General features: G+C 72.4%; 22 protein-coding genes. 18 read left to right on the forward strand and 4 right to left on the reverse strand.

Annotation, left to right across the window (positions count from 1 at the left end):
* Window positions 1-13 precede the first annotated feature (13 nt).
* From FB388_RS12070 to FB388_RS12085, 4 genes are read left to right on the forward strand one after another with little or no spacing between them, the layout of a single operon-like run.
* Window positions 14-751: an SDR family NAD(P)-dependent oxidoreductase gene (locus FB388_RS12070; protein ID WP_211361871.1), complete on the forward strand. Its 738-nt coding sequence runs from the start codon at window positions 14-16 to the stop codon at window positions 749-751.
* On the forward strand, window positions 748-1,797 hold the full coding sequence (locus FB388_RS12075; protein WP_211361872.1) for an aldose 1-epimerase family protein: 1,050 nt from the start codon (window positions 748-750) through the stop codon (window positions 1,795-1,797). The genes FB388_RS12070 and FB388_RS12075 overlap by 4 nt, the downstream gene beginning before the upstream one ends.
* Entirely contained in the window at window positions 1,794-2,873 is a 1,080-nt protein-coding gene (locus FB388_RS12080; RefSeq protein ID WP_211361873.1) for a Gfo/Idh/MocA family protein, read from the forward strand. The genes FB388_RS12075 and FB388_RS12080 overlap by 4 nt, the downstream gene beginning before the upstream one ends.
* Before the next feature lie 28 nt (window positions 2,874-2,901).
* Window positions 2,902-3,804 (forward strand): sugar phosphate isomerase/epimerase family protein, encoded by a 903-nt coding sequence (locus tag FB388_RS12085; RefSeq protein ID WP_142100389.1) that lies wholly within the window; start codon window positions 2,902-2,904, stop codon window positions 3,802-3,804.
* Between the two features lie 37 nt (window positions 3,805-3,841).
* On the opposite strand, the gene FB388_RS12090 is transcribed toward FB388_RS12085, so the two are convergent.
* Complete coding sequence (locus FB388_RS12090; RefSeq protein ID WP_142100391.1) at window positions 3,842-4,831, reverse strand: hypothetical protein; 990 nt, start codon at window positions 4,829-4,831, stop codon at window positions 3,842-3,844.
* Between the two features lie 148 nt (window positions 4,832-4,979).
* The gene (locus tag FB388_RS12095; protein WP_142100393.1) at window positions 4,980-5,738 is read right to left on the reverse strand and encodes a FadR/GntR family transcriptional regulator; all 759 of its coding nucleotides are present in this window, start codon (window positions 5,736-5,738) and stop codon (window positions 4,980-4,982) included.
* Window positions 5,739-5,843: 105 nt separating this feature from the next.
* Between FB388_RS12095 and FB388_RS12100 the strand changes: the two genes are divergently transcribed.
* From FB388_RS12100 to FB388_RS12115, 4 genes are read left to right on the forward strand one after another with little or no spacing between them, the layout of a single operon-like run.
* Window positions 5,844-7,112 (forward strand): ABC transporter substrate-binding protein, encoded by a 1,269-nt coding sequence (locus FB388_RS12100; RefSeq protein ID WP_142100395.1) that lies wholly within the window; start codon window positions 5,844-5,846, stop codon window positions 7,110-7,112.
* On the forward strand, window positions 7,109-8,032 hold the full coding sequence (locus FB388_RS12105; RefSeq protein WP_142100397.1) for a carbohydrate ABC transporter permease: 924 nt from the start codon (window positions 7,109-7,111) through the stop codon (window positions 8,030-8,032). The genes FB388_RS12100 and FB388_RS12105 overlap by 4 nt, the downstream gene beginning before the upstream one ends.
* Window position 8,033: 1 nt before the next feature.
* Entirely contained in the window at window positions 8,034-8,855 is an 822-nt protein-coding gene (locus FB388_RS12110) for a carbohydrate ABC transporter permease (protein ID WP_170225583.1), read from the forward strand.
* Window positions 8,856-8,857: 2 nt separating this feature from the next.
* A complete protein-coding gene (locus FB388_RS12115; RefSeq protein ID WP_142100399.1) occupies window positions 8,858-9,982 on the forward strand; it encodes a mandelate racemase/muconate lactonizing enzyme family protein in 1,125 nt (374 codons plus the stop codon).
* Here FB388_RS12115 and FB388_RS12120 read toward each other — a convergent pair.
* The gene (locus tag FB388_RS12120) at window positions 9,943-12,474 is read right to left on the reverse strand and encodes an HAD-IC family P-type ATPase (protein ID WP_142100401.1); all 2,532 of its coding nucleotides are present in this window, start codon (window positions 12,472-12,474) and stop codon (window positions 9,943-9,945) included. The two genes, FB388_RS12115 and FB388_RS12120, sit on opposite strands and share 40 nt — an antisense overlap.
* A gap of 15 nt (window positions 12,475-12,489) precedes the next feature.
* A complete protein-coding gene (locus tag FB388_RS12125) occupies window positions 12,490-13,356 on the reverse strand; it encodes an EamA family transporter (protein WP_142100404.1) in 867 nt (288 codons plus the stop codon).
* A gap of 68 nt (window positions 13,357-13,424) precedes the next feature.
* On the opposite strand from FB388_RS12125, the gene FB388_RS12130 reads away from it, so the two are divergent.
* The 10 genes from FB388_RS12130 (at window position 13,425) to FB388_RS12175 (ending at window position 23,464) form a co-directional block, all read left to right on the forward strand.
* A complete protein-coding gene (locus tag FB388_RS12130) occupies window positions 13,425-14,318 on the forward strand; it encodes a LysR family transcriptional regulator (protein WP_142100406.1) in 894 nt (297 codons plus the stop codon).
* 69 nt (window positions 14,319-14,387) lie between these two features.
* Window positions 14,388-14,876 carry a Rieske (2Fe-2S) protein gene (locus FB388_RS12135; protein WP_142100408.1) on the forward strand — a complete coding sequence of 163 codons (489 nt, stop codon included), beginning with the start codon at window positions 14,388-14,390 and terminating at the stop codon, window positions 14,874-14,876.
* Complete coding sequence (locus FB388_RS12140; protein WP_142100410.1) at window positions 14,873-15,976, forward strand: amidohydrolase family protein; 1,104 nt, start codon at window positions 14,873-14,875, stop codon at window positions 15,974-15,976. Before FB388_RS12135 ends, FB388_RS12140 begins: the two co-directional genes overlap by 4 nt.
* Window positions 15,973-17,013: an amidohydrolase family protein gene (locus FB388_RS12145; protein WP_142100412.1), complete on the forward strand. Its 1,041-nt coding sequence runs from the start codon at window positions 15,973-15,975 to the stop codon at window positions 17,011-17,013. The genes FB388_RS12140 and FB388_RS12145 overlap by 4 nt, the downstream gene beginning before the upstream one ends.
* The gene (locus tag FB388_RS12150; protein WP_142100414.1) at window positions 17,013-17,885 is read left to right on the forward strand and encodes an alpha/beta fold hydrolase; all 873 of its coding nucleotides are present in this window, start codon (window positions 17,013-17,015) and stop codon (window positions 17,883-17,885) included. Before FB388_RS12145 ends, FB388_RS12150 begins: the two co-directional genes overlap by 1 nt.
* Entirely contained in the window at window positions 17,879-18,835 is a 957-nt protein-coding gene (locus FB388_RS12155) for a LysR family transcriptional regulator (RefSeq protein ID WP_142100416.1), read from the forward strand. Before FB388_RS12150 ends, FB388_RS12155 begins: the two co-directional genes overlap by 7 nt.
* 78 nt (window positions 18,836-18,913) lie before the next feature.
* The gene (locus FB388_RS12160; protein ID WP_170225584.1) at window positions 18,914-20,128 is read left to right on the forward strand and encodes an MFS transporter; all 1,215 of its coding nucleotides are present in this window, start codon (window positions 18,914-18,916) and stop codon (window positions 20,126-20,128) included.
* A 68-nt stretch (window positions 20,129-20,196) separates the two neighbouring features.
* Entirely contained in the window at window positions 20,197-21,306 is a 1,110-nt protein-coding gene (locus FB388_RS12165; RefSeq protein WP_142100421.1) for an NDMA-dependent alcohol dehydrogenase, read from the forward strand.
* A gap of 9 nt (window positions 21,307-21,315) precedes the next feature.
* Window positions 21,316-22,275: an LLM class F420-dependent oxidoreductase gene (locus tag FB388_RS12170; RefSeq protein WP_142100423.1), complete on the forward strand. Its 960-nt coding sequence runs from the start codon at window positions 21,316-21,318 to the stop codon at window positions 22,273-22,275.
* Window positions 22,276-22,345: 70 nt separating this feature from the next.
* Window positions 22,346-23,464 carry an NDMA-dependent alcohol dehydrogenase gene (locus FB388_RS12175; protein WP_142100425.1) on the forward strand — a complete coding sequence of 373 codons (1,119 nt, stop codon included), beginning with the start codon at window positions 22,346-22,348 and terminating at the stop codon, window positions 23,462-23,464.
* The last annotated feature ends 2 nt before the right edge of the window (window positions 23,465-23,466 follow it).

Consider the following 23,466-nt stretch of genomic DNA (forward strand, 5'->3'; position numbering starts at 1 on the left):
ACGGCGGCCGCTCGTGACGGCCGCGCTCGTCACCGGGGCCGCGGGCGCGCTCGGGCGGGCCACCGCGGCCCGCCTGGCGGCCGACGGGTTCGACGTCGCCCTGCTCGACGTCGACGAGGCGGGGCTGGAGGCGACGGCCGAGGAGGTCGTCAAGGTCGGCGGGCGGGTGCTCCCGCTACCGGTCGACCTGCGCGACGCGGAGGCGATCGAGGACGCCGTCGACCGCACGGCCACCGAGCTCGGCCCGCTCGGAGTGCTGGTCAACAACGCCGCGATCTACCCGAGCCGGCCGTTCCTCGAGGTACCCCTCGAGGAGTACGAGCAGGTGGTGGCGGTGAACCAGCGCGCCTACTGGATCGCGGCGCAGGCCGCCGCCCGGCGGATGGTCACGGCCGCGGAGGGGGCGATCGTGAACATCGCATCGATCACCATGCACGGCGGGTGGTCCGACCTCGCCGCCTACGTCTCCACCAAGGGTGCTGCGGCCGCGTTCACCAGGGCGCTCGCGCGCGAGCTCGGCCCGCACGGCGTGCGCGTCAACTGCGTGTCGCCCGGCGCGTTCCCGACCGCCGCGGAGGAGATCCACGAGAACCCCGAGGAGTACCAGCGGTTCGTGCTGGACCGGCAGTCGCTGAAGCGGCGCGGCCGCGCCGAGGAGCTCGCCGCGGTCGTCGCGTTCCTCGTCGGACCGGACTCCTCTTTCGTCACCGGGCAGTGCATCGAGGTCAACGGAGGGTGGGTGATGGCGTGACGTTCGATCGAGCCGAGCTCGCGCGGCGAGCGGGGGACATCGGCGCCGCGGGCGGCGTGCGCGCGGTGGTGCTGGACGACGGCGCCGAGCGCGGCATCCGGGTGCTGGAGTTCCGCACCGGCGGCGGGCTGGCGTTCGACGTGCTGGTCGACCGGGCCATGGACCTCGGCACCGCGGAGTTCCGCGGGAACGGCTTCGGCTGGCGCTCGGCCACCGGGTTCCGCCACCCCGGGCTGCACGAGTACGCCGACGAGGGCGGGCTCTCGATGCTGCGCAGCTTCTCCGGGCTGCTGCTCACCGCGGGCCTCGACCACACGCTCTTCACCGCCGAGGTGGACGCCTCGCAGTACCGCTACCCGCACCGCGCGGCCGTCTGGAACGGCCTCCACGGCCGCGTGGCCAACATCCCCGCCCGGCTGCACGGGTACGGCGAGCGCTGGATCGACGACGAGCGTTGTGTGCTCTGGGCCGAGGGCGAGGTGCGCCAGGCCGCGATCTTCGGCGAGCACCTGCGGCTCACCCGGCGCATCGAGGCCGACCTCGGCGGCACCGAGATCCGGCTGATCGACACCGTGCGCAACGCCGGCTTCGACCCGACGCCGCACATGTACCTCTACCACGTCAACGTCGGCTGGCCGTTCCTCGACGAGGGCGCTCGCTACGAGCTGCCGCTCGAACGCACGCTGTGGCAGAGCGACAGCGTCGCCGAGCAGGGCGCGTCGAACGTGGAGATGCCCGCGCCGCAGAAGGGCTTCGTCGAACAGGTGTACGAGCACGAGCTCAAGCCCGACGCCACCGGCAAGGTGCGGCCGCGCCTGGTGAACGAGCGGCTCGGCGTGTTCTTCGAGCTCGAGTACGACTCGGCGCAGTTCCCGGCGTTCTTCCAGTGGCTGCACCTGCGGGAGGGCGCCTACGCCGTGGGCTTCGAGCCGTCCACCCACCACGTGCAGGGCGAGCCCGCCGCACGCGAGGACGGGTCGATGACGTTCCTCGAACCGGGCGAGGAGCGGCGCTACGAGACGACGTTCCGGGTGGGGGAGCTGTGAGCGCGTTGGTACCCGACCAGTCCATCCGCAGCCGCGAGTTCGGCATCGGCGCCGTCGGCGCCGGGTTCATCATGGCCGACGTCCAGCTCGACGCGTACGCCCGCGCCGGGTTCCCGGTCCGCGCGATCACCTCCCGCACGCGGGCGAACGCCGAGGCCGTCGCCAAGCGGTGGGACGTCCCGGCCGTGTACGACAGCGTCGAGGAGCTGGTCGCCGACCCGTCCGTCCAGATCCTGGACGTGGCCTACCCGCCGCACCTGCAGCCCGACGTCATCCGCGCGGCCCTGCGCCACGACCACGTCCGCGGCATCCTCGCCCAGAAGCCCCTCGCACTGGACCTGGCGGCGGCCACGGCGCTGGTCGAGGAGGTCGAGGCCGCGGGCAAGGTCATGTCGGTCAACCAGAACATGCGCTACGACCAGTCGATCCGCGTGCTCAAGCAGCTGATCGACCGCGGCGAGCTGGGTGAGATCGTGACGGCCACCGTGGACATGCGCGCGGTGCCCCACTGGCAGGAGTTCCTGCGCGGCTACGACCGGCTGACGATCGCCAACATGAGCGTCCACCACCTGGACGCGCTGCGGTACCTGTTCGGCGAGCCCGAGGACGTCTACACAGCGGTGCGCAAGGATCCGCGCACCTCGTTCGAGCACGTCGACGGCATCGTCGCCAGCACCCTGCGGTTCGGCAGCGGCGTGCTCGCGCTCTCGTTCGAGGACGTCTGGGGCGGCCCCGTCCAGGAGGGCGTCGAGGGCGACGTCGCCATCCGCTGGCGGGTGGAGGGCACCCGGGGCCTCGCCACCGGCACCCTTGGCTGGCCGGACTACCCCGACGGCAGCCCCTCGACGCTGCGGTACTCCAGCGAGTCGACGGACGGGTGGGTGGAGCCCACCTGGACCACGCGGTGGTTCCCCGATGCCTTCGCGGGTGTCATGGAGCAGCTGCAGCACGCCCTCGCCTCCGGCGAGCCACCCGCGCTCCCCGCGCGGGACAACCTGAAGACCATGGCCCTCGTCGAGGCCGCCTACCGATCGATCGCCGAGCGGCGCGCGGTGTCGCCCGCCGAGTTCCTCTGACCTGCCCAGCCCACGAAGGAGTGGCCCCATGCTGCCCGTCGGCATCTTCTCCGGCATCTACCAGCACGACCTCGACGAGGCCGCCCGCCGCGCCCGCGCGCACGGGTTCGGCTGCGTCCAGTTCGACCTCGACTTCACCGACCCCCGCTTCACCGAGCAGGGCCTGACGGAAGCCGAGTGCAAGACCATCCGAGACACCTACCGGCGCCACGACCTGCCGATCGTGTCCGTGTCCGGCTACACCAACATCATCCACCCCGACCCGGCCGAGCGGCAGCTGCGCCTCAACCGGCTGCGGGCCCTCATCCGCAACGGCCGGAACCTCGGCACCCCGTACGTGATCAGCGAGACCGGCACCTACAACACCGGCAGCGACTGGGCCCCCGACCCCCGCAACCTCACCGAGGCCGGCTACGCCGAATGCCTCGACGTGATCGGCGAACTCGTGGAGGAGGCCGCCAAGCACGACGCCGTGTTCTGCGTGGAGACCTACGTCAACAACGTCATCGGCACGATCGACGCCACGCTGCGACTGTTCCGCGACATCAACAGCCCGAACCTCGGGCTGGTCATGGACCCGACCAACTACTACGAGGACCACAACATCGACGACATGGACGGCGTGCTGCGCCGCATGTTCGCCGAGCTCGGGCCGTTCATCAAGATCGCGCACGCCAAGGACGTGGCCCGCGCGTCCGACACGAGCGAGAAGCACGCCGACACCGGCGCCGCCGAGTACCTGTCCTTCCGCGGCGTCGGGGCGATGGAGCTGCACGGCCCCGGTCACGGCGCACTGAACTACCCGCTGTACCTGAAGCTCCTGGCCGCCCAGCACCCCAACATGCCGGTGATCATCGAGCACGTCACGGAGGAGGAGGTCCCGGCCGCGAAGGACTTCGTCTACGGGGCGCTGATCGAGGTGGGCGCGTAGCGAGCTTCTTTCCGACGAACGGCGCGTTGGTCGGAACCTATCCGACGAACGCGCCGCTCGTCGGAACGCTCGGAAGGGCGTAGAGCCTCGGGCGGGGACGCATTGCCGCCTGTGCGTGGGTGCGTTCCAGTTCCCCGAGCACCAGGGTGGGCTCGCGCGTGATGCGGCTGGGTGCGGTGGCCACCACGAGGATCCCGGCGGCCGTCATCGCCGAGCGGCGCGCGAGGGTGGCGGCGTGGTCGGCGGGGCTCAGGTGGAACTCGTGCGAGTCGATCTCCCAGGCCATCGCCACGCCGTCGAACCACGCGTCGGGCTTCGCGATGAACCGTCCGTGCTCGTCGACGATCTCCGCGTTCCACACCACCGGCGGCAGCGCCCTGGACTGTTGCAGCAGCGCCCGGGCCTTCGCCTCGGCGACGGACCGGATCCCGGCACGCACCTCGCACAGAACCTCGCGGGGAAGCCGGGAACCGCGCTGCGCTCCGGCTTCCAGCTCAGCTGCCAGCTGGGCCGGGGAGCGCAGGCCTCGTTGCACCGTCTCCGCGATGATCGAGCGCACGACGTCGCGCTCGCGCATCCGGCGCACGGCGTCGATCACGGCACGTTCGAGCGGTGCGACCGGTAACCGTCCGGGACCCCGCGCCGGGAGCCGGTCCGTGCGCTCGATCATCACGAGCCCGTACCCGCTGCGCCGACGCTCGGTGGGTACGAGCAGGTGTACGGGCCCGCTCGGCCGGGGCGCCCGCTCCAGCCCGTGCAGCTCGAGAGCGTCGAGGCCGGTGATCAACGATTCTGGCCCGGCATGCAGCAGCCCGCCTCGACGGCGGTCGTCCCGAGTGGGCGGCCCGTTTCGCAACAGCACGAGACCGGGCGCCAGCCGGCGCCACGGGCCGCCCGGGCGGCACCGGTACGCGATGGTGTCGCGGTGCAGCCCGAGCTCCACCAGGTCGCGCACGAGGACGACGAGACCGCCCCGGTAGGCGACGAGGTCGTCGAGGTCGGGGACATCGGTGCGGCGCCGTGGCATGCGCTCACGGTGCGGCCGGATCGAGGCCGAGACCAGGCGAACCGCAGATCTGTGGATGCACGAGGTGCGAGGTGGAAAGAGCGCTCTTCCGACGAGCGGCGCGTTCGTCGGAACCTATCCGACGAACGCGCCGTTCGTCGGAACCCGCTCAGCGCTCCAGACGCGCCGCGCCTTTCGTGTCGCCGCGGCGGGCCAGCCAGGCGTCCGTGATGTGGCGGGTCATCGCCGCCGCCGCGCCCTCCGCGTCGCCTGCCGCGATGCGCTCGTAGATCTCGCGGTGCCCGCGGTTGGAGGCGATGCAGCCGTCCGTGTCGGGCTGGCCGACGTAGCGCGCGGTGTCGGCGGCCTGCGACTCCAGTGCGCGGACGACGCCGCGGGCGATCCGGTTGCCGGACGCCCGCATGATCACGTCGTGGAACGCCACGTCGGTCGGCTTGTAGCGGGGCCAGTCGGCGACGAGGGTGTCCATGAGGTCGACGAGCTCGCGTAGCCGCGTCAGCCCGGCCTCGTCGATGGTGCGGGCGGCGACGAACGCCATGTCGGCTTCCAGCAGGCGCCGGGTCACCACGAGGTCGTCCAGGATCCCCGAGTCGCGCTCCGAGCCGATGCTGGCGGCGAGCACCTGCTCGTCGAGCAGGTGCCACGAGTCCGGATCGGTGATCACCGTGCCGGAGCCCTGGCGCACCCGGACCAGGCCCTTCTCCTGCAGCATCTTCACGGACTCGCGGACGACGGTGCGGCTCACGGAGAACGTCTCGCAGAGCGCGGGCTCGGTCGGCAGGGTGCTCCCTGGCGGATAGGTGCCCGCGACGATCCGCTGGACGAGCTCGGTGGCGACGGCGCGGGACAGCCCGGCGGGCCGGCGCGTCCAGGCCGGTGCGTCCCCGTCGACGGGTGCGGCCGCCATCCGTTCCTCCTCCGGTCGCGTGGCCGCACAGTACCCCAGCACCATCGTTGACATCAGTCGTCATACGAATTACGTTTCGCTCACCCATACGAGGAAGGCATCGCGATGAGGCGAGTACTCGCAGCGACCGTCGGGTTCGTCGCGGCCGTCGCGCTGTCGGCGTGCGGCGGCGCAGCCGGCACCGGATCCCTGCCGCAGGGCGGCGGGGACGGGAAGAAGCTCGTGGTCTGGGACTGGAAGTCCGGCGACGCGACCACCGCCGGCTACTTCGACGCCGCCCGGGCGGCCTTCGCCGCGCAGCACCCGGACACCGAGGTCGAGTTCGTGGCGCAGCCCTACGAGCAGTACTACACGCTCCTCGGCACGGCCATCGAGGCCGGTCAGGGCCCGGACGTGGTGCTGTTCAACGGCGGCGGGCAGATCCGCGACCGCGCCGACGCGCTCGTGCCCCTCGACCCCTACCTCGGAGCCGAGGAGCAGCGGCTGACCGGCTGGGACGCCTTCCGGTCCGGAGACGCCACCCTCGCCGCGCCCGTGACGCTGCAGGGGATGCCGATCTACTACAACAAGGCGCTCTACCGGCAGGCCGGGCTCGACCCCGAGCACCCGCCCACCACGTTGGCCGAGTTGCAGGCGGCCTGCGCGGCGCTCGAGGAGCGCACCGGCACCAGCTGCTTCGCGGCCGGCAACAAGGAGGGCTACGGCATCCAGTTCTTCATGTCGGCCTTCGGCCCGGGCATCCTCACGCCGCAGGAGTACGACGCCTGGCTGGCGGGGGAGCGCGACTGGAGCTCCCCGAACGTGAAGCGGATCTTCGAGCTGTGGAAGCAGTTCGAGGACGCCGGCTACAACAACCCGGGCGTGAACTCCACCGCCCTGTTCAACGACGCCTTCTCGGTGTTCTCCGGCGGCCGGGCCGCGCACGTCATCGGGCTCATCTCCGACGTCGGCAACTGGAAGGACCTCGGCGAGTTCCTCGGAGCCGACCTGGGAGTCACGGTTGCGCCGACGATCACCGACGGCGCCGCGCCCACGCTGGCCTTCGACGGGGGCATCGGATACGGCGTCACGAAGTGGACCGCCGATCCCGCGCTGGCCGCTGACCTCGTGAAGGCCCTGACCGACCCGCAGGCGCTGCGCGCCTTCTACACCGGTGCCGGCGCGGTGCCCTCGGATCCGGGTGTCGACACCTCCGACGCGGGTCCGGTGCTCGGCCGGCTGGTCTCGGACCTGCCCACCGGCAAGCCTGCGCTGCACCTGGCGCTGTCGGCGAGCACCCAGGACCTGATGGGCCGGCTGTCGCAGGAGCTCCTGTCCGGCTCGGTCACCGTCGACGACGCGGTGCGCCAGCTCGCGGCGGCCGACGCGGCATGACCGTCGGTACGGCGCCGGCCCCCGCTCGTTCGGCGGAGCCGGCGGAAGCTCGCCGCTGGGTGGTGCCCGAGCGGGCGTGGCCCTACCTGCTGGTGGCGCCCGCGGTGCTGGTGCTGGCCGTCTTCCGCTTCTACCCGCTGCTGCTGGGCGCGAACTTCTCGCTCACCGGCGACGGCGAGCTGAACGGCCGGTTCATCGGCGTCGGCAACTACGTCGAGATCTTCCGCGACCCGGTGTTCGGCTCGGCGCTGCGCAACGTCGGGCTGCTGATCCTGCTGCTGCCGGTCGCCGTCGCCGTACCCGGGCTGCTCGCGACGTTCCTGTTCCTGCGCGTGCCGGGGCACCGCTTCTACCGCAGCGTCTACTTCTTCCCGGTCGTCCTGTCGCCGGTGATCATCGGGGCGATCTTCGACATCGTCCTGGCGATCGACGGGCCGGTGAACGCGCTCCTCGCCGCGGCCGGGCTCGGCCCGGTCGAGTGGCTCGGCGACCCGCGTATCGCGATGCTCTCGGTCGTCGGGGTGCACATCTGGGCCACGTTCGGGATGGCCCTGGTGATCTTCCTCGCCGGGTTCGCGACGCTGGACAGATCGCTGCTCGACGCCGCCCGCGTCGACGGCGCGAACCTGGCCCAGACGATCCGGCACGTGATCGTCCCCGGGCTGTCGCGGACGATCCAGTTCGTGGTGGTCACCACCATGATCGGGATGCTGACCTCTATGTTCGGTCTGCTGTACGTCATGACCGGCGGCGGGCCCGGGTCCTCGACGTACCTCCCCGAGCTCTACATCTGGGTGCAGCAGGGCGAGATGAACCGGCCCGCGCTCGCGGCCGCGGCGTCGATGGTGCTGTTCGTGCTGATGATCGTGATCGGGGCCGCCCAGATCCGGATCCTCCGCCGCGCGACGAGGGAGGTGTGACTTGCCACGAATCGGCCGCTGGGTGATCGCCGTACCGATGGTGCTGCTCGCGATCGCGACGATCTACCCGATCGTCTTCACCACCAACGTGGCGTTCAAGTCGCGGCGCGAGTACGTCCTCGACCGGTTCGCGCCGGCCGGGTCGTTCGGCTGGGACAACTTCGCCACCGCGTGGACGCGCTCCGGGCTCGACCGCTACTTCGTCAACTCGCTCCTGGTCACGGCCGCGTCGGTGCTGCTGCTCGTCGTGATCGGCTCGATGGCGGGGTTCGCGTTCAGCCACCTGAGCTTCCGCGGCAGCCGCCTGCTGTTCGCCGGGTGCCTCGGGGCGCTGCTCGTGCCGTTCCAGGTGATCATGGTGCCGTTCTTCCGGGTGCTCGTGGACACCGGCCTGCTCGACACCTACCCCGGGCTCGTGCTCGCCTACGTGAGCCAGTTCCTGCCGTTCACGATCTTCCTGATGACGAGCTACTACGCCGGTATCCCACGCGACGTCGTCGAGGCCGCCCGCATCGACGGCAACTCGCCGTTCGGCGTCTACCGGCGGATCATGCTGCCCCTCGGGCGTCCCGCGCTGGTGTCGGTGGCCATCCTCAACGCGTTGTACTGCTGGAACGACGTGCTCGTCGCCCTGCTCGTGATGCAGTCCTCCGACCACCGCACGCTCATGGTCGGCATCACCGCCCTGCGCGGGCAGTACTCCTCCGACATCCCGACCTTCGCCGCCGGGGTGCTCATCGCGGCCGTCCCGCTGCTGCTGGTCTACCTGGTCTTCCAGCGCCAGATCACCGAGGGCGTCACCGCCGGATCGACGAAGGGCTGAACGTGCGTATCACCGGATACCGGACGCTGACGACCGTGCACGAACGCGGGCGTCCCCTCGGCGACGCCAACGGCGTCATCGCCGACGGCGTGACGGTGACGCCGATCGTGCTGGTGGATACCGATGCGGGCATCACCGGCGTCGGGCTGGGCCCGCACCCCGAGCTGGACCGCGTGTTCCCCGCGATCGAGGGCGAGGACCCGCGCGCGGTCACCGCGCTCTACGACCGGATGCTCGACCGCGTCTTCAAGGCCGGCCATGGCGGCGCGGTGTTCGGCACCATCGGCGCGCTCGACACCGCGCTGTGGGACATCAAGGCCAAGGCCGCGGGCGAACCGCTGTGGCGGCTGCTCGGCGCGCGCTCGCCCCGCGTGCCCGCCTACGCGTCGGGCATCGACATCGCCCTGTCCGACGAGGAGCTCGGCACGCTCCACAAGCGCTACGCCGAGCACGGCCTCACCGCGGCCAAGCTCAAGGGCGGGCTCGACGTCGAGCGGGACCGCGCGCGGCTGGAGTTGGTGCGCGACGTGCTCGCCGACGCAGGCGTCCGGCGTCCGGCGCTGATGCTCGACGCGAACGAGACGTGGTCGCGCAAGCAGGCCGTCCGCCACGTCGCCGAGCTGGAGCGGACCCTCGACCTGACGTGGGTGGAGGAGCCGGTGCGCCGCTGGGACGCCGAGGGGCTCGCCGCCGTCAGCCGGGGGATCCGCGCGTCCGTCGCGACCGGGGAGAACCTCACCGGCCTCGAGCAGTACCGGCCGCTGCTCGCCGCGGGCGGCGTGGACGTCGTGCAGGCAGGCGCGGTCTGGGGGATCACCCACTTCCTGCGGGTCGCGGTGCTCGCCCACGCGCACGACCTGCCGGTCAGCCCCGTCGGCGGCACGCCGAACCCGCTCGTGCACGCCGCCGCCGCGGTGCCCAACCTCATCGCCTGCGAGCTGCAGGACCTCGACGACCCGCTCGGCGTCCACACCGACCTCCAGGTGTGTGACGGCGCGATCGTGCTGGGCGAGCGCGCGGGCATCGGCGTGGAGCTGGACGAGGCGGCGATGGTGCCGTCGACGAGGGCGGCAGACGGGGCGGGACCTCACGTGCGCCCACCCGACGCGGGCCGCCGGCTGGGTTGAGGGAGCTCGTCCAGGCCCAGGACGCGGTCCAGCAGGCGGAGGCGGTACACGAGGGTCAACGCGGCGAACCAGAGCGCGAGCGCGGGGAGGACGGCGCGGAACACCGGCGGCGCGGGCCCCGTCAGCCCGAAGTAGTCCGACAGCGCCGGCACGAACAGCACCGCGGCGAACGCGACGACGAGCACGGCGACCAGCACCGCAGGGCGCCGGTCGCCGGTGGGCCGGGTCCAGGCGGCGAAGAACCGGGTGGGCGGGAAGAGGAACAGGATGAGCACGAACGAGGCCAGCCCGACGAACGTCGAGAGGCCCGTCTGCGCGCCGATCGTGGCAGCGGCGTCGGCGAAGTCCGTGTCGGTCCCGTAGGACAGGCCGGTGTACCGCTCGAACTCGCTGATCACTTCCTCCGGCGTCCGTCCGGTGCTGAAGCCCTGCGAGACCACCTTGTAGAGGTAGGCGTAGACGGCGGTGCCGAACGCAGCCGTCACGAGCGCGGCCGGGATGACGAACCGGGCGAGGTTGCCCAGCAGCCGCTCGTCGGGCCGGACGGGCCGGGCCCACAGGGTGAGGAACAGCGTCGGGACGCCGACCGTGAGCAGCGTCAGCCCGACCTGCGTGGGGGAGTAGGGGAAGCCGAGCCCGAGCATGGTGACCGCGAGGATCACCACGCCCTGCGTGGCGACGCGGGTCAGGAACACGTACATCGACGCCGCGACGCCTGCGATGATGCGCCTGCCTTCGGCCCTGGCGGGCAGCAGCGCGGCGAACGAGTCGTCGAGGAGCACGACGTCGGCGACGTCGCGGGTCACGGCGCTCCCGCTGCGCATCGCCACCCCGACGTGGGCGCCCTTGAGCGCGCGGGCGTCGTTCACGCCGTCGCCGATCATGGCGACGTGGTGGCCCTGGCGGCGCAGCGACGCGACGATCCGCTCCTTCTGCTCGGGGGCCACCCGGCCGAAGACGGTGGTCCGCGCGACCAGCCGGTCCAGCGCCGCATCGTCCGGCGCGTCGAGCTCGGCGCCCGCGACCGGGACGCCGGCCCGCAGGCCCGCCTGCGACGCGAGCGCGGCGACGGTGCGCGGGTCGTCACCCGACAGCACCTTGAGCGCCACGCCTTCGCCGGCGAAGCGCCGGATGCTCTCGGCCACCTCGGGACGCAGCTCGTCGGCCAGCGCGACGATCCCGACCGCCTCCAGCGATGGCAACGCCGCGCGCCCGTCGCCGTCACGGAGGCCGGCGTCCGGGTCGGTGGCGCGGGCCAGCACCAGCACCCGCAGGCCCATCGACGCGCGCCCGACGACGGACGCCCCGATGTCGGTGCCCCTCAGCTGCGGAGCGAGCGCGTCCGGCGCACCGAGGACCCACGCGCCGTCCGTGGTGACCACCCCCGACCAGCGCAGCGAGGATGCGAACGGCACCTCGTCGCGGACCTCCCACGCCGTGCCGGGCAGGTTCGCGGCCAGCGCGACGGTGGTGAGGTTCGGGGTGGTGGCCGTGCGCGCGAACGACCCGACCGCGGCCTCCACCTCCGCGGCGTCCCTCCCGCCGAGCGGCTCGATCTCCTTCAGCGTCAGGCGACCGGTGGTGAGCGTGCCCGTCTTGTCGGTGCAGACGACGTCGACGTGGCTGATCGACTCGACGGCGTTGACCTGCTGCACCAACGCCCCCCGGCGGGCGATGAGGGCCGCCCCCCGGGTGTAGGCGAGCGTGATGAGGAAGAACAGGCCGTAGGGCACCAGCCCGGACAGCACCGCCGTGATCTGCACGACGCGCAGCAGCGTGAACCCCTCCAGCGCGGCCTGGGCCAGGATCGCCCCGCTCATCAGCACGACCAGCGCCATCACGAGCCGCACCACGAAGTCGATCCGGCGCTGCAGCGGGGTCTTGTCGGTCGTCACCCGGCGCGCCTCGGCGGTGAGCCGGCCCGCGTAGCTCGCCGCGCCCACCTCACGGGCTTCCTGGTACCCCTCCCCGGCCACGCAGAGGGTCCCGGAGCGCAGGTCGTCGCCCGGCTCCTTCACCACCGGCTCGGACTCGCCCGTGAGCAGGGACTCGTCGGCCTCGATCCAGCCACCCGGGAGCAGTGGTCCGTCCACGACTATCTGGTCGCCCGCCCGCACCCGCACGACGTCGCCGCGCACGACCTCGGCCGGCGCCAGCGGCACGTCGGCGCCGTCGCGGACCACGACCACCTGCGCCGCGTCGAGCAGCTGCAGCCCGTCGAGCTTCCGCTTCGCCCCGATCTCCTGCGCCGCGCTGATCACGGCGTTGACCAGGCCCAGCCCCACGCTGACGAACGCGTCGTTGTAGCGGCCCATCGCGAGGAGTGCCGCGCCGATGACGAACAGGATCGAGTTGTAGAAGGAGAAGACGTTGGTGCGCAGAATCGTCGCGTAGGTGCGTGACGTGCTGCTGACGGGCGTGTTCGCCTCGCCGGCGCTACGCCGCGCGGCCGCCTCGGCCGAGGTCAGGCCGGGAGGTGCCGCCACGTCCATGGCCGGCACAGTAGGTCAACGAGCTGTGCGCGACGTGAGTAACACGGCCGTGGTGTTCGCGCTGACGACGAGCGCGATGGCGAGCCAGTCGAGCGGGGCGAGCGCCTCGCCGAGCACGACGGCGCCGATGGCGGCGGCGAACACGGGGCTCAGGCTCATGAACAGCCCGAAGGAGTGAGCGGGGACGCGGCGGAGCGCCAACAGATCCGCGAGGAACGGGACGGCGGACGACAGCACACCGGCGGTCGCCGCGCAGGCGAGCGCGGCCGGGGTCGGCGGATGCGCGACGAGGACACCGACCCCGATCGGCACGTACACGAGGCCCGACACGGCACCGGCGGCGGCCGACCCCTCCAGGCCCGGCAACCGCCGGCCAACCGTGCGGTTGAGCAGGATGTAGATCGCCCAGCAGAGCGCCGCGAGCAGCCCGAGGCCGACGCCGACGTAGTCGCTCGACGGCTGCGGCCTGGTGAGGAGGACGACCCCGGCCGCGGCGAGCACCGCACAGCCCAACGTGACGTGGCGCCGTGCGCCGGCCACGGCGACGGTGAGCGGGCCGAGGAACTCCAGCGTGACCGCGAGCCCGAGGCCGATGCGGTCGATCGCCGTGTACAGCGAGACGTTCATGGTGGCGAACACCGCGGCGAGCCCGAGCACCGGCAACCACTGGCGCCGCGTGAACGCCCGCAGCCGCGGCCGCCCGACGGCCAGCAGCACGACGCCTGCCACCCACTGCCGTACCGCCACCACGCCGACCGGCCCGATGACGTCGAAGGCGAACGCGCCGACGGCCGCCCCGGTCTGGCTCGACAGGCTGCTGGCGAGCATCAACCCCACGCCGGCGGCGCTGCCCGTCTGCCGCGACCGGATCTCGGTTTCCATGCGGCCAGAATGCGCTCCGACCGCTCATTCTCAAAATGCATCCACTGCTTTCTCGATACGCTGGACGTATGGACGTCGAGCTGCGTCACCTCCGCTGCCTCGTCGCGATCGTCGACGCGGGCGGGTTCACCGGAGCCGCCGCGGCGCTGGGCGTCACGCAGCCGTCCGTCTCCCGCGCGCTCGCCGCGCTCGAGGACGCCCTCGGGGTGCGGGTGCTGCGCCGCACCAGCCGGGAGGTCGTGCTCACCGCGGCGGGGGAGCGGGTGCTGGCCCGGGCCCGGCGGGTGCTCGCCGAGGTCGACGACCTCACCACCGAGGCGCGCAGCGGCCACACCCGGCTCCGGCTCGGCCACGCGTGGGCGGCCCTCGGCGAGCACACCGTCGAGCTGCAACGGCGGTGGGCGGCGGAGCACCCGGAGGTCTCGCTGCACCTGGTGCGCACCAACACCCCGACCGGTGGACTGGCCGAAGGTGCCTGCGACATCGCGGTGGTGCGCACCCCGTCCGGCCCGGATCGGCTCGATCCCGCCCGGTTCGCCGGCGCCGTCGTCGGCCTGGAGGCCCGCTACTGCGCACTCGCGGCGGACGACCGCCTCGCCCGGCGCCGCCGGCTGCGCCTCGCCGAGCTGGGCGACCGCACCCTCGCGGTCGACCCGCACACCGGCACCACCACCGTCGACCTCTGGCCGCCCGGCGCGCGCCCAGCCGTGGAGGAGATCCACGACGTCGACGACTGGCTCGCGGTCATCGCCAGCGGCCGCTGCGTCGGCGTCACCGCGGAGAGCACGCTCACCCAGTACCGGCGTCACGGCGTCGTCTTCCGCAGGCTGCGCGACGCGCCGCCGGTCCCGGTGCGGTTGGTGTGGTGGCGGGACGACCCGCATCCGGCGGCCACGGACGTGGTGGGGCTGCTGGCGGAGCTCTACCGGCGGCGGGTTCGCCCGAGCGGCGCCCCCGCATAGACGGCGTTGATGCCATCCATCCCGACTATCTGTTTCCGGTCCCGCGAACTGGTTCCTACCGTGCAATGCATGCGGATCGTGGTGTGCCGGCTCGACGAGTTCCCGCCGGGTGAGCGGCGCATCGTGCAGGCGGGGCGGCGTTCGATCGGCGTCTTCCGGGTGGGCGACCGGTTCTACGCGATCAACAACTACTGCCCGCACCAGGGCGGGCCGCTCTGCCTCGGGCGGACCAAGCCGTGGGTGAGCTCGTCGGGCCCGGGGGAGTTCGTCCTCGCGGAGGACGACGCGCTGCTCGCGTGCCCGTGGCACGGATGGGAGTACGACCTCGCCACCGGCCAGTCCTTCCTCGGGCCGGGTGAGCCGCCGGTCCGCACGTACGAGGTGTCCGTCGAGCCCGATGCGGCGCCGGGGGCCGAGGCACGCAACGGGCGGATGCCAGGGCCGTACGTCGCCGACACGTTCCCGGTGCACGTCGAGGACGCCTACGTCGTGGTCGAGACCACTCCCCGCCCGGCAGCGGAGCCGGGCGTACGCGCAGTCGCAGGAGGTTCGGAATGACGAGCACGCTGCCGAGGGAACGGAGCGCCGGTCCGCGCACCGGCTACCCGATCGTCGACTCGGACATCCATCCGCACGCGCTGCCCCGCGACATCCTCCCGCGGCTGTCCGCGCAGCACCGCAGGCGGTTCGAGATGTTCGGCAGCCGCGTGCCGGGCCCGCCGGAGATCTACCCGCGCGTGCGGAACTCCGGGTTCCGGCTCGACTCGTGGCCAGAGGGCGGGTTCCCCGGCAGCGACCTGCAGATGGCGCGTGACCAGCTGCTCGACGAGTACGGGATCGACCACGGCGTCCTCATCCCGCTGCAGGGGCACAGCTGGGGCGTCGAGCAGCCCCACTACGCCGCGGGGCTCTGCCGGGCGCTGAACGACTGGATCACCGAGGAGTGGCTCGACCGGGAGCCCCGGCTCCGCAGCTCCATCGCGATCCCCATCGAGTCGCCCGACCTCGCCGCCGAGGAGATCACCCGCCGGGCGAGCGACCCGCGGTTCGTGCAGGTGCTGCTGTCGACGGGCGGCGAGTCCGGCTTCGGCGTGCGCCGGTACTGGCCGATCTACCGGGCGGCCGCCGAGGCCGGGCTGCCGATCGCGGCGCACACCGGGGGGCTGGAGCAGCACCGCGGGGCGGGCTGGCCGTCGTTCTACCTCGAAGAGCACGTGTGGAACGGCAACACGATGGCCTCGCTGGTGACGAGCATGCTCTGCGAGGGGGTGTTCACCGAGTTCCCGGACCTGCAGGTGGTCTGCGTGGAGGGCGGGATCGCGTGGGCGGGCCCGCTGATGTGGGCGCTCGACGAGGCGTGGTCGCAGCTGCGCGAGGACGTCCCGCACCTCACGCGGCCGCCCTCGGAGTACATCCGGGAACACGTCTGGTTCACCACCCAGCCCGTCGAGGAACCCGACGACCCGGCGCACCTGGAGACCGCGCTGCGGCACATCGGGATGAACGACCGGATCATGTTCGCCTCCGACTACCCGCACTGGGACTTCGACTCGCCCCGCCAGGCGCCGAAGCTGTTCCCGGCCGCGCTGCGCCGCGACATCATGGGCTCGAACGCCTGCCGCCTGTACGGGCTGCCGGAGCGGGAGGCGGCGGCATGACCGGCGTCCAGACGGCGGTCATCGACACCGACGTCCACTGCTCGCCGAAGTCGCTCACCGACTTCGCGCCCTACCTCGACGCGTACTGGCGCGGCTACATCACCGAAGGCGGGCTCGCGCTCTCGCCCACGCAGGGCGGGGCCTACCCGCCGGCGGCGCCCACGAGCGGCGCGGCCGCGCCCACGTCGGTGGAGCAGCTGCGCGAGGGCTTCCTCGACGTGCAGGGGCCACAGCTGGCCGTGCTGAACTGCACCACCTCGTTCCACTGCAACCGCAACCCGTACTACGAGGCGGCGCTGTGCCGGGCGGTCAACGACTGGCTGGTGGCCGAGTGGCTGGAGCGGGACGACCGGCTGCGGGCGAGCATGGTCGTTCCCATCCTGAACACCGAAGCGGCCGTGGCCGAGATCGAGCGGATCGGCGACCACCCGCGGATCGTGCAGGTGCTGCTGCCCGTGCGCACCGACGCGCCGTGGGGCAACGTGCGGCACCGGCCGCTGCTGCGGGCCGCTGCCGAGCGCGGCCTGGCCGTCGGGCTGCACGCGTGGGGCCGGATCGGCAACGCGCCGACGTCCAGCGGGATGACCCACACCTACCTCGAGGACTACCTGGCCAACTCGCAGATCGTCGTGCAGGCGCAGGTGACGAGCCTGGTCACCGAGGGCGTGTTCGCGCAGCTGCCGGACCTGCGGGTGACGCTGCTGGAGTGCGGGTTCTCGTGGCTGCCCACCCTGCTGTGGCGGTTCGACAAGGACTGGAAGGGCGTCTGGCGCGAGGTCCCCTGGCTGGACGCGAAGCCGTCGGAGACCGCGCGGCGCCACCTGCGCCTCACCACGGCGCCTGCCCACCTGCCGCGCGACCCGGACCAGGTGCGGGAGGCGCTCGACCTGGTCGATGCGGGCTCGATGCTGCTCCACGCGAGCGACCACCCGCACGCCCACGGGTCCGGCGGGGAACGGTTGCTCGCGGCGCTCTCCGACGAGGAGCGGGAACGTGTGCTGGGCGGCAACGCCGCCGCCTGGTACGCCCTCGGGTGATGCTGGAGGGATTCGCAGCCACTGACGTCCGCACGCCATCGGGTGCGCGGATCCGGGTGCGGACGGCGGGCAGCGGTCCGCCGGTGGTGCTGCTGCACGGCTACCCGCAGACCTCCGCGATGTGGCACCTCGTCGCCCCCGAGCTGGCGCGCGACCACACGGTGGTGCTCGCCGACCTCCCCGGCTACGGCGACAGCGCCGCGCCACCCGATGCGCCCGTCGAGGCGTTCGGGAAGCGTGCGATGGCCGCCGTGATCGCGGCGGCCATGGCTGAGCTGGGGTTCGACCGGTTCGCGGTGGTCGGGCACGACCGCGGCGCCCGGTGCGCCTACCGGATGGCGCTGGACCACCCGGAGGCCGTCACGGCGCTCGGCGTGCTCGACATCCTGCCGACCGCGGACGTGTTCGCCCGGGTCGACGCCGCGTTCGCCCGCGCGGCGTGGCACTGGTTCTTCCTGGCGCAGCCCGGCGACCTGCCGGAGCGGTTGATCGCCGCCGACCCGGACGCGTTCTTCCTGCGTGGTCCGACGCCGTTCACCCCGGAAGCGGTGGCCGCCTACCGCGCGGCCTGGTCGCGGCCCGAGGTGATCCACGCGATGTGCCAGGACTACCGGGCGGGCGCGACCGTGGACGTCGCCGATGACGAGGCCGACCGCGGGCTGCGCACGATCGACTGCCCGACGCTGGTCCTCTGGGGGACCCGTGGCCCGGTCGGCCGCGAGCCCGACGCGCTGGAGAGCTGGCGGGCCTGGGCACCCTCCGCCACCGGGCAGGCGCTGGAGTGCGGGCACTACGTCGCGGAGGAGCGCCCGGCCGAGACGATCGTCGCGGTTCGGGAGCTGTTAGGCAGATCCATACTGGACGGGTGGTGAGGCGAGCGACGTCGCTGGCGAACCTCGACCTGAACCTCCTGGTGATCCTGCGGGAGCTGCTGCGCGAGCGGAACGTCACGCGCGCGGCGCGCCAGGTCGGGATCACCCAGCCGGCGGCCAGCGCGGCGCTGGCCCGCCTGCGCCGCCACTTCGGCGACGAGCTGCTCGAACGCACCCGCGGGGGCTTCGTGCTCACCCCGCTCGGCGCGCACCTCGCCACGCAGATCGAGACGGTGTGCGCAGGCGTGGAGCGGCTCTTCTCCACCGATGCCGCGTTCCGGCCGGAGGACTCCGAGCGGGAGTTCGTCGTGCTCGTGCCGGACTACGTGCTCGCGGCGCTCGGGGAGTCGCTGTCGCGGGCCATGCACGAGGCGGCGCCCCGCACCCGGCTGCACGTCAAGGTGGTCCACGAGTCGATGCCGGCCGACCTCGCCGAGGCCCTCCGGGTGATCGACGGCATCGTGTCCGTGCCGATGCCGCGGTTCCAGGTGGCGGGGATCCGCGGCATGGAGGTCTTCCGGGACCGGTGGGTCTGCGTGGTGGCGGCGGACAACCCCGTCGGCGACCGCCTGGAGCTGGCGGACCTCGAACGCCTGCCGTGGGTCGTCCCGCACCACCCGGACGGCGAGTACCCGCCCACCTCGCCGCTCGCACCGCTCTTCGCGCGGCTGTCCGCGCGCCCCCGGGTTGCCGTGCGGGTGGACAGCTACCAGGCCACCCCGTACTTCGTCGCGGGTACGGACCGGGTCGCGGTGATGCAGCGGCGGCTGGCGCTGCGTCTCGCCGACCGGCCGGACCTGCGGGTGCTCGAGTGCCCCGGTGACCCGCCGCCGATCGTCGAGACGCTGTGGTGGCACGCGAAGAACGACGAGGACGAGGCGCACACCTGGTTCCGGTCCATGGTCGCGCGGGCGGCGGAGGACGGCGACGGGCGCCACCGCCCCCGGTAGGCGAGATCAGCTGGAGCTTGTTGGCGACAATCGTTCCCAGTAAGGTGACTGTCGGTCAGTCGTAGATGGGGGACGTTGGTGCTCTGGAAGATCGAAGCTCCTCGGGGATCGGCACGTGGTCGTCGGCTCGCGGTCGTCGGCTCGCTGTTCCTCGTCTCCGACATCGGGTACTCGTTCCTCCTCGCCGCCCTCGCCACGATCCTGCTGCAGCGCGGGGTGGCGCTCGAGACCGTTGGCCTGATCAACCTGCTGGGCACGATCTACTTCGCCCGCTTCCTGGTGGGCCCGCTGGTCGACCGGTTCGGCCACTACCGCAGATGGCTGATCAGCACGCAGGTGGTGCTGGTGCTCGCGTTCTGCACGCTCTCGGTACTGGATCCCGTGGGCGACCTGCCCACGGTGCTCGCGGTCGTGACGGTGCTGCTGGTGGTGTCGGCGGTCCACGACACCGCCTTGGGCGGGTTGTCGGTGCGGCTGTTGCCGCCGGCCGAGCGCGGAACCGGCAACGGCGTGCAGGCGGCCGCCGCCGTCGCGTCGATCTTCATCGGGGGCGGCGGCGCCCTCCTGCTCTACGCGTACGCGGGCTGGACGGTCACCACGCTGGTCGTCGCGTCGGTGTTCACGGTGCCGCTCGCGGTGCTCGCCCGGTTCACCGAGCCGGTCCCGCCGCAGGACGCGGTCCGGGGAAGGGGCGCAGGCTGGCGAGACCTGCTCGCGGTCCTCCGCGTGCCACGGACCGCGTTGTGGGCCCTCGCGGTCATCCCGTGCTTCGTCGTGGGGATCTTCGTGGTGAACGCGGTGCAGACGGCCATGCTGCTCGCGGCCGGGTGGAGCGTCGACCGGATCGCCTTCGTGCAGTACACGCTCGCCGTGGTCGCCGGCATGGCGACCGGGGTCGGCACCGGGGTGGCGATCAGCCGGTGGGGCAGGCGGCGGACGGTCGTCGTGATCGGGGTCGGGATCGTCGTCGCGGTCGCAGCACACCTTCCCCTCGCAGGCGGCGACGGAGGCCCGCTCGCGGCGATCGCCGTGGTGCTGGCCACCGCGGTCTACTGCGCACAGGCGACGTGGATCTACACCGTGTGCATGGATCTCTCCCGCGGATCGGCGGCCGCAACCGACTTCACGGTGCAGACGTCCGTGAGCGGGTTCGTCCGGATGGTCACCACCGGACCCGCCCTGGTGCTCGCCGGGCAGATCGGCTACCCGTGGCTGATCACCGGCGCGCTCGGGCTCGCGCTCGCCGGTGCCGTGGTCACGGCCGCATGGGCTCGGACGCACACCGTGCCCTGAGCGCGACCGCCTTCCGCGTTGCGAAAGCTGCGTCGAGGCGGGGGTCGTGCGCGGGCATCGTGAGGTGCATGAGCATGACCACCCGCGCCGCGATCTGCCGGGAACCGCGCACGCCGTGGGAGATCACCGACGTCGAGCTCGACGACCCGCGCGCGAACGAGGTGCGCATCCGGTTCCACGCCGCGGGGATGTGCCACTCCGACGACCACATCCAGAAGGGCGACGCCCGGATGCGGTTCCCGGTCGTCGGTGGCCACGAGGGGGCCGGGGTGGTGGAGGCCGTCGGCGCGGGGGTCACCCGGGTCGCCGTCGGCGATCACGTCGTCTGCTCCTTCATCCCCGCGTGCGGGGCGTGCCGGTACTGCTCGACCGGCCGGCAGAACCTTTGCGACGCGGGCAAGAACGCGTCGACGGGGGAGTTCCCGGACGGGACCTTCCGGTTCCACCTCGACGGTGAGGACCTCGGCGGGCTGTGCGTGCTCGGCACCTTCTCCCAGTACGCGGTGGTATCGGAGTTCTCGTGCATCCCGATCCCGGACGACATCCCGTTCGACGTCGCCGCCCTGGTGAGCTGCGGGGTCCCGACGGGCTGGGGCTCTGCGGTGTACGCGGCGGGTGTGCGGGCCGGGGACACGGTCGTGATCTACGGCGCGGGTGGTGTGGGCAGCAACGCCGTGCAGGGCGCGCGGTACGCGGGCGCGAAGAACGTGGTGGTCGTGGATCCGGTGGCGTTCAAGCGGGACATGGCGAAGGTGTTCGGGGCCACCCACACGTTCGCCGACGCGAAGGCCGCGCACGACTTCGTGGTGGAGACGACCTGGGGTGAGCTCGCCGACCACGCGATCATCACCGTCGGCGTGCTGCACGACGAGGTCATCGCGAACGCGCTCCAGGTCGTCGGCAAGAGCGGACAGGTGACGATCACCGCCGTCGGCAACGGGTCCCTCGCCGCCCCGGCAGGCATGCTGATCGGCTACCAGCGCCGCGTGCAGGGCGCGATCTTCGGCGCCTGCAATCCGCTCCACGACGTCCCGCGGTTGCTCGGCCTCTACCGCTCCGGCGACCTCAAGCTCGACGAGCTGATCACCCGCCGCTACCGGCTCGACCAGGTCAACGAGGGCTACCAGGACATGCTCGACGGCAAGAACGTCCGCGGCGTGATCATCCACGAGCACTGAGGCCGGTCGATGACCACGGTTCGGCTCCGGGTGCTCATGGAGCCCCGCCACGGCGCCCGCTACGAGGAGATCCTGGCGCTCGCGCTGGCCACCGAGGAGGCCGGGTTCGACGCGTTCTTCCGCTCCGACCACCTGATGGGTGTCGACCCGGACGACCCGGCCTACCGGCCGACCGAGTGCTGGACGACCCTCGGCGGGCTGGCCCGCGAGACCAGGCGGGTGCGGCTGGGCGCGCTGGTCACGGCGGCGACGTACCGGGAGCCAGGGCTCCTCGCGGCGATCGTGGCGTCCGTCGACGAGATGAGCGGGGGGCGGGTCGAGCTGGGGCTGGGCACCGGCTGGTACGAGCGCGAGCACGCGGCGTTCGGGATCCCGTTCCCGCCGCGGGCGGAGCGGTTCGACCGCCTGGAGGAGCAGCTCGCCGTCGTCACCGGGTTGTGGTCGGGCCCCGGGTTCTCCTTCACCGGCACCCACTACCGGGTCGAGGACAACCGCACGCCGCCGCGACCGGTCCAGCGGCCGCACCCGCCGATCATCGTCGGCGGCAGCGGACCGAAGCGCACCCCGGCGATCGCGGCGCGGTTCGCGTCGGAGTTCAACGCGGCGCTGACGGTCGACGGCGGCGTCACGGGGCTGCGCGAGCGGTTCGCCGGGTTCGCCCGCGCCTGCGAGGCGATCGGGCGCGACCCGGGCGACGCGCGCCTCTCGGCGGTGCTGCCGGTGGCGTGCGGCGCCACGGCGGCCGAGACCGACCGGCGGGCCGGCGTGATGAGGTCCGAGCTGATCCGGGCGAACGCCGTGATCGGTTCGCCCTCCGAGGTGACCGAGCGGATCGGCAAGGTCGCCGAGGCCGGTGCCGACACGGTCTACCTGCACATCTACGACATCCACGACCTCGACCACATCGCGCTGATCGGCGCCGAGGTGCTGCCGCACGTCGCGCTGTCCAGAACGGGGGCCTCTGCATGAGCGAGCTTGCGAGCGAATCAATGTCACAGCGTCTACGCGAAGCGTCGGCCGAGCGCAGCGAGGCCGAACGATGAGTCTTACGACCCGCGCCGCGATCGCGCGGCAGCCGCACACCGGCTGGGAGCTCGTCGACCTGCAGCTCGACGAGCCCAAGGCGCACGAGGTGCGCGTGAAGTTCGCCGCCGCCGGCCTGTGCCACTCCGACGACCACATCACGCAGGGCGACGCGCCGGTGCGGCTGCCGATCGTCGGCGGTCACGAGGGCGCGGGCGTCGTGGAGTCGGTCGGGCCGGACGTGCGGCGCGTGCAGCCGGGCGATCGGATCGTCTGCTCCTACATCCCGGCCTGCGGGGCCTGCCGGCCGTGCTCGACGGGGCACCAGAACATGTGCGTGAAGGGCCTCAACGCGGGCACCGGGATGTTCCTCGACGGGACCTTCCGGTTCCACCTGGGAGATGAGGACCTCGGAGGCTTCTGCACCGTCGGATCGTTCTCCCAGTACGCGGTGGTGTCGGAGTGGGCGTGCATCCCGCTGCCCGACGACATCCCGTTCGAGATCGGTGCCCTCGTCGGGTGCGGGGTGCCCACCGGATGGGGTTCGGCGGTTTACGCGGCGGGCGTGCGGGCCGGGGACACCGTGGTGATCTACGGCGCGGGTGGCGTGGGCAGCAACGCCGTGCAGGGCGCGCGGTACGCGGGCGCGAAGAACGTGGTCGTGGTCGACCCGGTGGCGTTCAAGCGGGACATGGCGAAGGTGTTCGGGGCCACCCACACGTTCGCCGACGCGAAGGCTGCGCACGACTTCGTGGTGGAGACGACCTGGGGCCAGCTCGCCGACCACGCGATCTGCACCCCGGGCGTGCTCACCGCCGAGGTCGTCGACGCCGCCGTCCAGGTCGTCGGCAAGGGCGGCAAGGTCACGGTCACCGCCGTCGGCAAGCTGGGCGAGAACGCCGTCACCGTGCACGCCGGGCAGATGATCATCTACCAGCGGCAGGTGCGCGGCGCGCTCTTCGGCGACTGCAACCCGCTCCACGACGTCCCCAAGCTGCTCGGGTTGTACCGCTCCGGCGACCTCAAGCTCGACGAGCTGATCACCCGGCGCTACTCGCTCGACGAGATCAACCAGGGCTACCGGGACATGACGGATGGCAAGAACATCCGCGGCGTCCTGGTCCACGAGGGCTGACG

It is taken from the genome of Pseudonocardia cypriaca, assembly GCF_006717045.1.
In the GTDB taxonomy this organism is placed as follows: domain Bacteria; phylum Actinomycetota; class Actinomycetes; order Mycobacteriales; family Pseudonocardiaceae; genus Pseudonocardia; species Pseudonocardia cypriaca.